Source organism: Nonomuraea phyllanthi, assembly GCF_006334985.2.
Lineage (GTDB): Bacteria > Actinomycetota > Actinomycetes > Streptosporangiales > Streptosporangiaceae > Nonomuraea > Nonomuraea phyllanthi.
In genome coordinates, this window is the sequence record NZ_VDLX02000039.1 from 33,770 (window position 1) to 46,218 (window position 12,449).

General features: G+C 69.3%; 12 protein-coding genes and 1 riboswitch. Of the genes, 9 read left to right on the plus strand and 3 right to left on the minus strand.

Annotated elements, in window-relative coordinates; genetic code table 11:
* The first annotated feature begins 54 nt into the window (after positions 1-54).
* The 3 genes from FH608_RS49845 (at position 55) to FH608_RS49855 (ending at position 2,896) form a co-directional block, all read left to right on the plus strand.
* Positions 55-1,008: a Gfo/Idh/MocA family protein gene (locus FH608_RS49845; RefSeq protein WP_226900646.1), complete on the plus strand. Its 954-nt coding sequence runs from the start codon at positions 55-57 to the stop codon at positions 1,006-1,008.
* A 116-nt stretch (positions 1,009-1,124) separates the two neighbouring features.
* Positions 1,125-1,262, plus strand: a riboswitch (cyclic di-AMP (ydaO/yuaA leader).
* A gap of 12 nt (positions 1,263-1,274) precedes the next feature.
* Positions 1,275-1,952, plus strand: coding sequence for a CHAP domain-containing protein (locus FH608_RS49850; protein ID WP_139638240.1), 678 nt, complete (start codon positions 1,275-1,277; stop codon positions 1,950-1,952).
* Between the two features lie 254 nt (positions 1,953-2,206).
* Positions 2,207-2,896, plus strand: coding sequence for a YoaK family protein (locus FH608_RS49855; RefSeq protein WP_226900648.1), 690 nt, complete (start codon positions 2,207-2,209; stop codon positions 2,894-2,896).
* Positions 2,897-2,912: 16 nt separating this feature from the next.
* On the opposite strand, the gene FH608_RS49860 is transcribed toward FH608_RS49855, so the two are convergent.
* Complete coding sequence (locus FH608_RS49860; RefSeq protein ID WP_139638242.1) at positions 2,913-3,725, minus strand: alpha/beta fold hydrolase; 813 nt, start codon at positions 3,723-3,725, stop codon at positions 2,913-2,915.
* Positions 3,726-3,783: 58 nt separating this feature from the next.
* Here FH608_RS49860 and FH608_RS49865 point away from each other — a divergent pair, with 58 nt between their 5' ends.
* From FH608_RS49865 to FH608_RS49875, 3 genes are all read left to right on the plus strand, one after another.
* Positions 3,784-4,647 carry a LysR family transcriptional regulator gene (locus tag FH608_RS49865; RefSeq protein WP_139638243.1) on the plus strand — a complete coding sequence of 288 codons (864 nt, stop codon included), beginning with the start codon at positions 3,784-3,786 and terminating at the stop codon, positions 4,645-4,647.
* Positions 4,648-4,776: 129 nt separating this feature from the next.
* On the plus strand, positions 4,777-5,997 hold the full coding sequence (locus FH608_RS49870) for a phosphotransferase family protein (protein WP_139638244.1): 1,221 nt from the start codon (positions 4,777-4,779) through the stop codon (positions 5,995-5,997).
* Between the two features lie 193 nt (positions 5,998-6,190).
* Positions 6,191-7,000, plus strand: a complete 810-nt coding sequence (locus tag FH608_RS49875; RefSeq protein ID WP_226900657.1) for an endonuclease/exonuclease/phosphatase family protein — start codon at positions 6,191-6,193, stop codon at positions 6,998-7,000.
* A gap of 86 nt (positions 7,001-7,086) precedes the next feature.
* On the opposite strand, the gene FH608_RS49880 is transcribed toward FH608_RS49875, so the two are convergent.
* A complete protein-coding gene (locus tag FH608_RS49880) occupies positions 7,087-7,851 on the minus strand; it encodes a transposase family protein (RefSeq protein ID WP_139638253.1) in 765 nt (254 codons plus the stop codon).
* 323 nt (positions 7,852-8,174) lie between these two features.
* Positions 8,175-8,834, minus strand: coding sequence for a class I SAM-dependent methyltransferase (locus tag FH608_RS49885; protein WP_139638246.1), 660 nt, complete (start codon positions 8,832-8,834; stop codon positions 8,175-8,177).
* Between the two features lie 607 nt (positions 8,835-9,441).
* On the opposite strand from FH608_RS49885, the gene FH608_RS49890 reads away from it, so the two are divergent.
* From FH608_RS49890 to FH608_RS49900, 3 genes are all read left to right on the plus strand, one after another.
* Complete coding sequence (locus tag FH608_RS49890) at positions 9,442-9,867, plus strand: YciI family protein (protein ID WP_226900650.1); 426 nt, start codon at positions 9,442-9,444, stop codon at positions 9,865-9,867.
* A gap of 56 nt (positions 9,868-9,923) precedes the next feature.
* The gene (locus tag FH608_RS49895; RefSeq protein WP_139638248.1) at positions 9,924-11,180 is read left to right on the plus strand and encodes an RNA polymerase sigma factor; all 1,257 of its coding nucleotides are present in this window, start codon (positions 9,924-9,926) and stop codon (positions 11,178-11,180) included.
* A gap of 110 nt (positions 11,181-11,290) precedes the next feature.
* A complete protein-coding gene (locus tag FH608_RS49900; protein WP_226900652.1) occupies positions 11,291-12,229 on the plus strand; it encodes an RpnC/YadD family protein in 939 nt (312 codons plus the stop codon).
* Positions 12,230-12,449 lie beyond the last annotated feature (220 nt).

Sequence of the window (12,449 nt, forward strand, 5' to 3'; positions counted from 1 at the left end):
TGCGACCCGACCCCGCCACATCCAACTTGGTGTGATTCGTCTACGATCTCCCGCGTGCGGGATTTTGCGTGGGGGATCGCGGCGACAGGCGGCATCGCGCGGACGGTGGGGGCGGCCATCGCGGCCGAGCCCGGGATGCGGGTGGCCGCCGTCGGGTCCAGGGACTTAGGCCGGGCTCGGGCGCTGGCCGCCACGCTGGGCGCGGAGTCGGCGTACGGCTCGTACGAGCAACTGTGCGCCGACCCGGCCGTGGACGCCGTCTATGTCGCCACGCCGCACGCCCAGCACCTGCAGGTGGCCGAGGCCGCCATCGCGGCCGGCAAGGCCGTGCTGTGCGAGAAGCCGCTGGCCGCCACCGTGGACGACGCCGAGAAGATGGTACGGCTGGCGCGCGAGGCGGGCGTGTTCCTCATGGAGGCCATGTGGATGCGGTTCAACCCCCTCATCCGGAAGATCGCGGCCGACGAGCGCTTCGGCGACGTCCGCTCCGTGCACGCCTCCTTCGGCTTCGCCCACCCCTACGACCCGGCGCACCGGCTGTGGGCTCCCGAGCTGGGCGGCGGAGCCCTGCTCGACCTCGGGATCTACCCGTTCGGGCTGGCTCAGCTGATCCTGGGCATGCCGGATGACCTGCGCATTACCGGCTCCCTGGCGCCCAGCGGCGTGGACGCGGAGGCGGCCGGGGTGTTGCTCTACCGTGGCGGCAGGCGGGCTCTCGTGGAGACCTCGTTGCTGGGGAATTACCCGAACGATGCCCGTGTTGTAGGTACCCGGATGCGGGCGGACATCCCGGCGCCGTTCTGGGCTCCGCAGCGGATCCTCCTGTCCGGGCCCTCCATGGAGCCGGAGGAGCACGTGCTCGATCCGGCCGACAACGGATACGCCGGGGAGATCCGCGAAGTCCGCGCCGCGACGGCCGAAGGCAGGACCGAGAGCTCGGTCATGCCGCTCGACGAGTCCCTCGGCATGATGGGGCTTCTGGCCGAGGCTCGCGGGCAACTCGCCTAGCTGGGCCGTTACCGATTTGTGGCCTCTTGCCATATGCATTACGTTTGAGGCATTCTTGAGACATTCGTCCGGTTTGTCGGGCGATGTCCGACCATCGCGTGTCACATCACAGGACCGTCCTGTGACCGCTGAATCCGCCTCCGGGCGGAACCGGGGACCCATGTCCTTTGGGGTGAATCGGCACTCCGGTGCCGTAGGGCAGCTTCCACGCCCGAACCCGTCAGCTAACCCGGTAAGCGGCATGGAAGCAAGGAGTAACCCCCTCGATGGCCAAGTTCAGCTTTACCGGTGCTACCAAGACCAACATCGCCCGCGCCGTGCTCGGCGCCACCGTCCTCGCCTCCGGCCTCGGCGCCCACATGGGTACGGCCTCCGCAGCGGAGAAGCCCCCGGCGGCAGCCGCCGACGCCCCCGTCAACCACGCCAAGACAGCGCAGCAGACCAAGATCGCCGTCACCGCCAACCAGGTCCTGGCCCTCGCCAAGTCCCAGGTCGGCGTCTCCGAGGACGCCAACGGCGGCGGCACCCCGTACCAGAAGTGGTACGCCGCCTCCCAGCGGGCCGCCGAGACCATCGCCCGCGACGGCGGCAACCGCGCCGCCTACCTGAACGCGGCCTGGTGCTCGATGTTCGTGTCCTGGGTCGGTGAGCAGTCCGGCGCCCGCCCGCAGATCGGCTGGGACGCCTACACCGTCGCCCACGCCAAGTGGTTCGCCGCCAACCACCGCTTCGGCTCCGTCGCCAAGCCCGGCGCCGTCGTGTTCTTCTCCTGGAGCGGCAGCAAGAACCTCAACGACATCAACCACGTCGGGTTCGTCGAGAAGGACAACCACGACGGCACGATCTCGACCATCGAGGGCAACACCGGCAACGGCGAGGTCGAGGAGCGCGTCCGTCCGAAGTCCCAGGTCGTCGGCTACGGCTACCCGGACTACGCAGGCTGACCCCTCCGCCCCCGCGAGCGCGCGTCCCCATCGGGGGCGCGCGCTCTTCGCGTCCCAGGTCCGGTCGAGGCGGGCCGGATGACGATGGCCGCACGAGGACGGCCGCACGAGGAGAGCCGCACGAGGAGGCCCGGATGAGTGGGCCTCGCGAGGGAAGACCCCCGGGAGGAGCCGCCCGCCGCCTCGCACCAAGGAGCCGCCATGACAGCCGGCACCCGGCCCCACCGGAGCACCCGCCTCCCGGGGCACGCCCCGTGAAGCCCGGGCTGCGGTGGGTCGCCGACGAACTGTTCCCCCGCGGCAACCCGCACGGCGTCCTGCCCGTCCTGCTGATCCTGCTGGCCATGGTCACCGGGTTCGTGGACGCGGTCAGCTTCCTCGGCCTGGGCCACGTCTTCGTCGCCAACATGACCGGCAACATCGTCTTCCTCGGCTTCGCCCTGGCCGGCAGCCAGGAGATCATGATCTGGGCCCCGGCGCTGGCGCTGGCCTGCTTCGCGGCCGGGGCGTGGAGCGCGGGCCTGCTGGCCAGGCGGATGGGGAACGCCCGGCTGGCCTTCGCCGTCACCGCCGCGGCCCACACGCTCCTCGTCGTGGCCGCCGTGGCCGTCGCCCTGGCCGCCGGCCACGACGCGACCGGCCCCAGGGCGTCCCTCATCGGCGTGCTCGCCTACGGCATGGGCCTGCAGAACGCGTCCGTACGCGCGCTGGGCGTGCCCGACCTCGTCACCAACGTCCTCACCACCACCCTGACCGGCCTCGCCGCCGACGCCCCCGGCCGGGCCGCCTTCCGCCGGGCCGTCTCGGTCGTGGCGATGCTGCTCGGCGGGCTGGCCGGCGCCGCGCTCTTCCTCACCGTCGGCCCCGCTCCCCCACTGGGGGCCGCCGCGGCGCTGCTCGCGATCGTCGCCGTCATCGCCTTTCGGCGCTGCCGCCGCGGCTGAGCACCACGACGAGCCCTCACGCCAGGAAGAACTCCGCCAGCGCCCTGGTGACGGCGGCCGGGTCGTTCTCCATCGGGATGTGCCCGGCCCCGGGGACGCGCACCAGCGTCGTACGCGGCACCTCCGCCGCGAACCGCTCGGCGTGGCGCACCTCCTGGAACGGGTCGTCCTCCCCCCACACCAGCAGCTTCGGCCGCTCGTCCGCCTTCAGCGCCGGCATCAGGTCCATCGTGTAGCGGCTGTCGGCCGCCCCCGCCAGCGCCATCCACGACCGGCACACCCTCGGGTCGCGCCACGGATCCAGGTAGCCGGCCAGTTCCTCCTCCGACGCCGGCCGGGCCAGCGCCGCCGTCACCGCCGTACGGCGGGCCGCCAGCAGTTCGTCCACCGTCGTGGCGGCCACCACCGCGGGGTCCCGGTAGCGGGCCACCGCCGGCACCGGCCACGAGTCGTACGTGACCGAGTTCACCAGCGCCAGCCGCCCCACCTCCGGCTCCCCCGCCACCATCAGGTGCTGCGCGACCGCGCCGCCGATGTCGTGCCCCGCCACCGACAGCGGCGCCCGCGCGCCCACCGCCGCCGCGAAGCGCCCGGCCCACGCCGCCAGCGCCGGAACCGCCGCCGTCGCGGCCGTGAGCTCCCCCTCCGAACGGCCCAGCCCCGGCAAATCCACCGCCACCGGCCGCAGCCCCGCCTGCGCCAGCCCGTCGATCACCGGCTCCCAGACCCGGCTCCAGTACGTGCCGTGCAGCAGCAACACCACCGGGCCGCGCTCGCCCGCCGTCAGATAGCTGGTCGCCCGCCCGTCGACCTCGATCGTCTTCCGCATGACATAACCATGAAGTTCTGACGGCCTCATGGTCAAATACCATCTAGGGTATGTCGGTATGACATTGGCGCAGCTCAGAGTACTGGTCGCGGTCGCCGAGCACGGCGGCTTCACCGCCGCCGCCGACCACACCGGCATGTCCCAGCCGGCCGTCAGCCGCGCCGTCGCCGCCCTCGAACGCGAGCTCGGCGCCGCCCTGTTCGTCCGCCACCGCGACGGCATCGCCCTCACCGAGGCCGGCCGGGCGGCGCTCGCCCGGGCCCGCGAGACGCTGCGCCACTTCGACCTCATCCGCGCCGACGTGGCCGCCGCCGCCGGCCAGATCACCGGCGAACTACGCCTGGCCAGCCTCCCCAGCGCCACCGGCACCCTCGTCGCCCGCCTCCTGCGCGCCTTCACCGACCGCTACCCGCAGGTACGGGTACGCCTGTTCGAAGGCGTGGACGACGACATCCGCGAATGGCTGCTGCGCGGCGCCGCCGAGATCGGGGTGGTCACCCTCCCCGCGCCCGGCCTGCACACCGTCCACCTCAGCACCCACGACATGGTGGCCGTGCTGCCCGAAGGGCACCCGCTGGCCGCCCGCCCCGCCATCACGCTCGCCGACCTGGCCGGCCGGCCCTTCATCCTGACCACCGCCGGCTGCCGCCCGCTGATCGTCGGGGCGGCGCTGGCCGCCCGGGTCCGGCTCGACATCGCCTTCGAGGCGAGCGGCCCCGCAGCCATCCTGGAGATGGTGGCCGCTGGGCTCGGCCTCAGCATCGTCCCCGCGCTCGGCCTGCCCGCCGACCCGGGCGCCGTCGTCACACGCCCCCTGGAGCCGGTGCTCACCCGTTCCCTGGCCCTGGCCGTCCCCTCACTGGACGACTGCGGTCCAGCGGCCCGAGCGTTTCTCGACCAGCTCACCGCCTTTACATCGTAGATTTCGTACGGGGCATCGTGACGACGACCGCCCGCGGACCCCGAGCCCTTCTCAGAAACCCGCACCGACTGCCAGAACGGTGCATCGGACCCGTCGGTCGGCGAGGCATAGGGCACGCCGATCGAGATCATGATGAGGCAGCACAAGCGCAGTCGCGAGGGCGCCCGCCAAGGTGGTGGTCTTACCGCTTCCTGGCCCGCCGACCACCAGGACTCGCTGTACCGTGACACCGTTATTGTTGTCTGGCTCATGCAGCAAACCGGCACCCTACCGGCGGAACCGATCTCCACGATCTCAGGCGAGCGATCTCACGACGCTCAACCATCAGCCAAGGCGACTACCACGCCTGAATCGGATATTGATTTTGAGATGATCAGTGGTGCGTCGGGGGTTGCCCGCGCGAACCTTGCGGCCTTCGGACCTGGCTTGCAAAAGAATCAAGTGACGGGCCTGACCAGCGACGGCCGCGAAGGGAGGCCGGTAGTCGTGAGCGATGCCGGGCGCATCGATGGCGAGTTGATCCAGCGCCTTCTGTCCCAACGCGTGACGGGATATGAGCCGCTGTCAGGGTTTGCGGCCAACACGGTCGCCGCAGTGACACTGGAGTCCGGTGCACGCGCTGTCTTCAAGGCCGCCGGCAAGCGCGAGGTCGAGGTGGAGCTCTGGGCCCTGCGGTCCATGTCGGAAAGGGGTATCCCGGTCCCCGACGTGATCGCCGGGGATCCGGACGCGGAAGTCCCGTACCTGGTGACGCGACTCGTCTCAGGTGAGCCGGGGGTCGCGACGCTCCAGGCGGCATCCGAGGTAGGACGGCTGCTGTGTGCTGTGCACGCCATGCCCGTCAAGGGGGCCGGCTTCTTCAAGGAGTCGTCCGGCGCGCCACCGTACGCCCATGAGGGAACATGGGCAGATCAGGTCGCGGCCCTGACGGACCGGCTGGCCCCTGTCGCCGATGCCGGAATCCTGACCCCGACGCTCCATGCCCGATGTCGGGATCTCCTCCTGGACGGCACCCGATGGGATCAGCCCTGCGTGTACGTGCACGGTGATTTCCATCCGCGGCATGTCCTGTCGGCCGGGTCCCGGATCGAGGGGATCATCGACTGGGCGGACTGCGGTGCGGCCAGCCCATGGCTGGACCTGGCCAGAGTGGATTTCCGCGAGCCCGGCCTGCAACGTGCGATGCTCGACGCGTACTTTCCCGCGGGCGATCCGACCGACGCGCGCTCGCACCTGGCAAACCACCGGCTGCTCTACATGCTGCTGGCGTTGGTGTTCGAGTTCGAGTGCGGCGGGGACTGGCTGGACGAGCGCGTGCCCGGCATCGAATCGGCACTCACCACACTTTGAATGCACTGAGGCTTTTCCAACCTGATCGGGCTGCTCAGCAGGAGAGAACCGGGACGGGTTGGCATGAGAAGAGGCTCTCGGCAGCTCGTACGCCCGGGTCTGACCCCTTGAAGACCGATAGGCTCCTGGTTGCCAGATGTGCCGGTTGAGCTGTCTTTTGACGGCTCGGATCATGTGTGGAGGCATCTCGGTGATGATGATCAGCCAGCTCGTGATCGCCGGGCTGTTGTCCCCGAACCTGTCCGTACAGGCACAGCCCCCTCTCCTCCACGTGATGACGTGGAACGTCTGTGCGGGCACCAACGCCGGGTGCGCGCTCTTTCGCCGCTCGAACGCCGAGCTGGCCTGGCACGTGGCAGTGCTGGCGACCGAGGCGGACGTGGTCTTCCTTCAGGAGTTCTGCACGGACGCCGACGCCGACCTGGAACACCAGCTCGAACGCCGTACCGGCCGGAATTGGAGCGTCCGGTCGGCTGGGCTGATGTACTCGGACGGTTCCCCGTACCAGTGCCTGCCCGACAGAAACGGCAGGCCGCGTGGGGTGCTGAGCGTCACCCTGGCCGTGGCCGGAGCGGACACCGGCCTCGTCGTGCACGCGCTGACCTCGCCGCCGTGGGGAGCCCGCAGGTACGCCGTCTGCACGGCCGACCGGGCGTTCTGCACCGCGCACTTCTCGTCGGGATCGAGCTACGACGACAGGCAGAAGGGCAGGCCCTACCGGCACATCCAGTTGCGCGAGCTGTTCAAGCTCGGCCGAGGTGTGATCGGCGGCGACCTCAACCTTGTGCCGCGCGACGCCGCCGCGGCCTACAAGGGCCGCGACGAATGCGACCCGCGCCGGCGCTGGACCTACGTGACCCGCAAGCGGAAGATTGATTACGTGTTCGCCGGCGAGGGCCGCGTACGGAAATGCTTCGTCGATTACGCCCGGAGCACGTGGTCTGATCACGTCCCACTGCACGCCTGGGTGAGAGCAGGCTCAACGCCGCCTGCACCACGTTGAGCTGGCCCAGCACCAGCGAAACGCGGATTTTGCGCATCTACCCTACCGGCCAGGGACGAATTGGGATGCGCCCTCACTGAGGGTTTTCATCCCGCTTCGCGGAGTTGAAGAACGAGGATTGCTTTGACGAGCTGACCTGCAAGGAGTGGGCAGCTGCGGAGTTTTCGGAGGATGCGCCAGGATTGCAGCTGGGCGTTGGCGCGTTCGCCGGGCCCGCGGAGCTTGGCGTGGGCGGCGTGGGCGGCCTTTTGTGAGGCGGGCTTGTCGCGGCCCTTGTAGGGCACGCGTACGTGCTCACCTGCGCCGACGTAGCCCTTGTCGGCGAGGGTGACCAGGTCGGCAGCTTGCAGGCGGCGCAGGATGCCCCAGATGCGAGCGGCCTTGAGGTCGTGCACCGAGCCGGGCAGGGAACCGGAGGTCCACAAGGGAGTGCCGTCGGGCGTTGCCAGGACCTGGATGTTCATGCCGTGCTTCTTGTGCTTGCCCGAGTAGTACGGCCGGTCGGCGGCCACCCCCTCGATGGGAATCAGCGTGCCGTCCAGCACCAGATAGGGGTAGCCGGCGCGCTTGGCCGCGCGTAGCGCCTGGTCCAGGCGGGGCGAGCGGCGGGCGAGCAGGGTGACGGCTTCGCGGATGTAGCGCCAGGTGGTCGCGATGCCGATGCCGAAGCCAGCCGCGACCTCCGTCAGGGTCTCGCCCTTGCGCAGGTGGACGAGCACGAGCAGGGCCTGCTGGCCGGGGTTGAGGCGGCGCCAGGGCGTGCCGATCGTCTTGCGGTGTCGGCGCAGGATGCCGGACAGATAGGACAGCGTCCGAGATGACAAGGGCAGCGCGGCGCGGTAGAACAACAACACAGAGCCTCTGGTGGTGAAGGTTGATCTTGGTTGACAACCCTTGTACCAGGGGCTCTTCTACTTGTCGATCAAGCCCCACCCACGCGGCGTTGCCTCGACCTGCGGCTTCAGGTTGGAAAGCCCTCACTGGCGAGCGGCCGTCGGGCGAGTTCCAGCCCCTTCCGGCTCTCCGATCTCAATGAATTGCGACAGGCAGGGCACCCCTGGTCAGCGAACCGACATCTTTCTTGAGAAGAATCGGGATGACGGCCGGGCGAGCAAGCGAGGTTGAATGAGACGCGGTCCGAAACTGTCCCATCGAAGGTGGCAGTTCCTTGAGGTCAGATCCGGTTTCCCGCTCCCCAGTAGAACGGCCCAGAGGTCGAGTGAACCTTGATGCGCCATCCGATCTGCTCGAGCTGTCGTTCGAGGTCCAGCGGGCGGTGCGAGACTTTGACGATCCGGTACGCGGTCCCGTCCATGAGCCGGCGTTGTATGGTCGCGGACTGCTCGCCCTCGATGAGTTCGTCGGCGGTGCGGTAGCCGTCGTCGACGAAGAACACCCGCCCCTCCGGTTTCAGGCAGTCGGCCACCAGCGACCAGAAGGACGCGAAGCATTCGGGCGGAACGTGCGACAGCCAGAACCCGAAGAAGACAACGTCGTAACGACGGTCCGGCTGCCAGCGGAACAGGTCGGCCGACACGAAGCGCACCCGCTCGTCCTCGCCCACCTGCGTCGAGGCCATGGCGAGCATTTCCGGAGACGCGTCCACGGCCGTTACATCGGTGGCGTGCTGGAGCAGTTGGACGGTCCATCTGCCTGGGCCGCAGGCGAGTTCGAGCACGCTGCCGGCCGGCCGGAACGCATCGAGCGCCGCCGACAACTCAGAGGCTCCGGGAAAGGGCAGAGCGTGGCGCTCATATTCTTCGGCAATCGCCCGGTAGTAGACGACCTGTTCGTCGAGTAGTTCTTGCAGGTTCCCACCATCAGCCGATTTCATGGATCGACTATCACAAAATCTTTCGGCGGGTTGCAACGCCGACGAGGCCGGCCTTGCTGACCGTGTCGACGATCTCTGCTGCGAAGTCCAGCGCCACCAGTACCCGGCACGCGGCGCCGTCGAACCTGCCCGCTGGGGCAGGCCTGGTGCTGGGCGGGCGGGAAAGGACGGTCGAGCGCCTTCACCTGTTGGTGGCCGAGGAGCGGAACGACGAGCGCGAATTGTGGTCCCACGGATGCACGTGGGAGGGCTTTGTTCGTACCGGTCCTCAGGCAAGACCGGCAGGCAAGGTCTGAGGCTGGAGGGGGACTCGCCTCGGCGATGGACCGTGACCGTGACGGGTCGGCATCGATGAGGGCTCAGGTTCGGTGCGGGACCTGAGCCAGACGCCAGATGTGAACACCAATTCGATTCGCGGGTTCGCTTGGCGGCGGGATCAGAGGCATCGGCCGGGACTCGCTCACATGGTCAGCACCGGACGGCATCACGGCACGAAGAGCGCGGAGAGCACGATGATTTCCCGTCCGTACGTGTCGATCCCGGACGCCGCCGTTCGACGCGTTGAATGAGGAACATCCCATACGGAAGGCACGGGACCATGAAATTCATGATCGTCGGCAAGGCCAACGCCGAGACCGAGGCCGGGGCGCTGCCCAGCCAGGAGCTCGTGGACAACATGAACGCCTACAACGAGTCGCTGGCCAAGGCGGGCGTGCTGCTCGCGGCCGAAGGGCTCTACCCCAGCTCGCAGGGCGCCCAGATCGCCTACAGCGGTGGCAAGGCGAAGGTCATCGACGGGCCGTTCGCCGAGGCCAAGGAGCTCATCGCCGGCTTCTGGCTGATCCAGGTCAAGTCGCGCGAGGAGGCTCTCGAGTGGGCCCTGCGGGTTCCGGTCCCGCCGGGGCACGACGGCATCGGGCTCGACGTGTGGCGGGTGTTCGACGCCTCGGACGCGCCGGACGACTCGCTGCCGGCGGAGGAGCAGGAGCGCGAGAAGGCACTGCGCGAGCGCCTCGGCGTCGACGACGCCTGACCGCTCCCGCGCGGTCGGGTTTGCCATCGGAGGCTCCGCGCTGTTCTCATGGGCCGATGACGGCTTCCGACCCCCATGCCGAGACGCAGGCCAGCCATCGGGCGATCGAGGCCGTGTGGCGCATCGAAGCGGCCCGGCTCATCGCCGGGCTCGCCCGGTACGTGCGCGACGTCGGCCTGGCCGAGGAACTGGCGCAGGACGCCCTGGTCGCCGCACTGGAGCAGTGGCCGCACGACGGCGTGCCGCGCAACCCGGGCGCCTGGCTGATGACCGTGGCCAAGCGCCGCGCCGTCGACCTGATCCGCAGGAACGAGCGCCTCGAGCGCAACCTCGTCGAGCTCGGCCACCGCCTCGGCACCGAGGAGGAGCTCCCCGAGGTGGACGAGATCGAGGACGACCTGCTGCGGCTGGTGTTCACGGCCTGCCACCCGGCGCTGTCCATGGAGGCGCGGGTGGCCCTGACGCTGCGTGTGCTCGGCGGCCTGACCACGGACGAGATCGCGCGGGCGTTCCTCGTCCCGGAGCCGACGGTCGCGCAGCGGATCGTCCGCGCCAAGCGCACCCTGGCCGACAAGGGCATCCCCTTCGAGGTCCCCCAGGCCCCGGAGCTCCCGGCCCGCCTCGCAGCCGTCCTGGAGGTCATCTACCTGGTCTTCAACGAGGGCTACTCGGCGACCGCCGGCGACGACTGGATGCGGCCCGGCCTGTGCGAGGACGCCCTGCGGCTGGGCCGCGTCCTGGCCGGGCTGATGCCCGGAGAACCCGAGGTCCACGGCCTGGTCGCCCTCATGGAGCTGCACGCCTCCCGCTCCGCCGCCCGCGTCGGCCCGTCCGGCGAGCCCATCCTCCTCCTGGAGCAGAACCGCGCCCGCTGGGACCGCCTCCTCATCCGCCGCGGCCTCGCCGCCCTCGACCAGGCCGAGACCCTGAGCACCACGCCGGGCCCGTACACCCTCCAGGCCGCCATCGCCGCCTGCCACGCCCGGGCCGTCACCCCGGAGGACACCGACTGGCCGCGCATCGCCGCCCTCTACGAATCCCTGGCCCGGCTGTCCGGCTCCCCCGTCGTCGAGCTCAACCGCGCGGTGGCCCTGTCCATGGCGTACGGCCCCGCGGCGGGCCTGCAGCTCCTGGACCAGATCCTGGACGAGCCCTCGCTCCAGCACTACCACCTGCTGCCGAGCGTGCGAGGAGACCTGCTCCTCAAGCTCGGCCGGCGGGAGGAGGCCCGCGCCGACTTCGAACGGGCGGCGGCGATGACCCGCAACCTCCGTGAACGCCGGCTCCTGGAGGAACGCGCCGCCTCCTGCTGACGCCCCGTTGGATCTGCCGGCTTCGGCCTCGGCGAGGGATCACGCGCGCTCCGCAGACCCCTCAGCAGATTCGGTGATTCCAGGCCACTCTCCGTGTTCTCCATGTGACAATGAGCATCATGCCGTCCCCCCGACATGACACCCTCATCAAGCTGTTCAACGACCGTCCCTCACTCGTGGTGGAGATCCTGCGCGATCTCATGGACGTGAACCTGCCCGACACCCCCCTGGTCCGGATAGAGAAGACCACCTTCAACACCCGCCCCTCCGACGACATCGAAGCCGACCTGGTCATGACCCTGGGGCCACCGCAAAACCCCGCACATGGCGTCATCGTCGAGATCCAGCAGGACAAATCCAAGGACCACCAGCAACTGGCCCGATACGCCGCCTCACTGTGGCTGATGCTGAAGTGCGACGTCACCGTGCTGGTCATCTGCCCCGAACAGGGAGTCGCCGACCACTACGCACGGCCGATCGACTCCGGACTGACCGGTTACCGCTTCCAGGCCCGCGCCCTGGGACCGGACGGCATACCCGTACTGACCGACCCCCGGCAGGCCGCCGCCCAGCTGGAACTCGCGGCCATGTCGGTCATGATGCACGGCCGCAGCCGCAAAGTCGTCGAAACGTTCACGACAGCGCTGGCCGACACCGACAACGACCACGCTCCGAAGTACTATGAATACGCTTACAGCATGGCCGCGCCCGAGATCCGGCGCCTCATGGAGGAGATCATGACGTCCACCGACTGGCCCGTCTACAGCCCCTTCGCCCGCGAACACTACGGCCGCGGCCTCGAAGAAGGCCAGATTAAGGGCAAAGCGCAAGGCCGAGCAGAAGGCAAAGCTGAGGGTAAGGCCGAGGGGAGGATCGAGGGCAAGGCGGAAGAGGGGGCCAAGTCGATCCTGCTCGTGCTGACCGCCCGCGGCTTCCATGTGCCAGAGGATGCCCGCGTCCGGATCACCTCCTGCACCGACCTCGCCCAACTGGAAACCTGGCTCACCCGCGCCGCCACCGCCCACACCCTCGACGATCTGTTCACCTGAGCCCACCCGGCCCTGGCCCTTCTCCAGTCACCACGTCACCGCAACTCACCCTGCCGAACGTGATACGAGGCGGCACGCGGGATGACCGCCCCCCGCCTCATGGAGGAGATCATGACGTCCACCGACTGGCCCGTCTACAGCCCCTTCGCCCGCGAACACTACGGCCGCGGCCTCGAAGAAGGCCAGATCAAGGGCAAAGCGCAAGGCCGAGCAGAAGGCA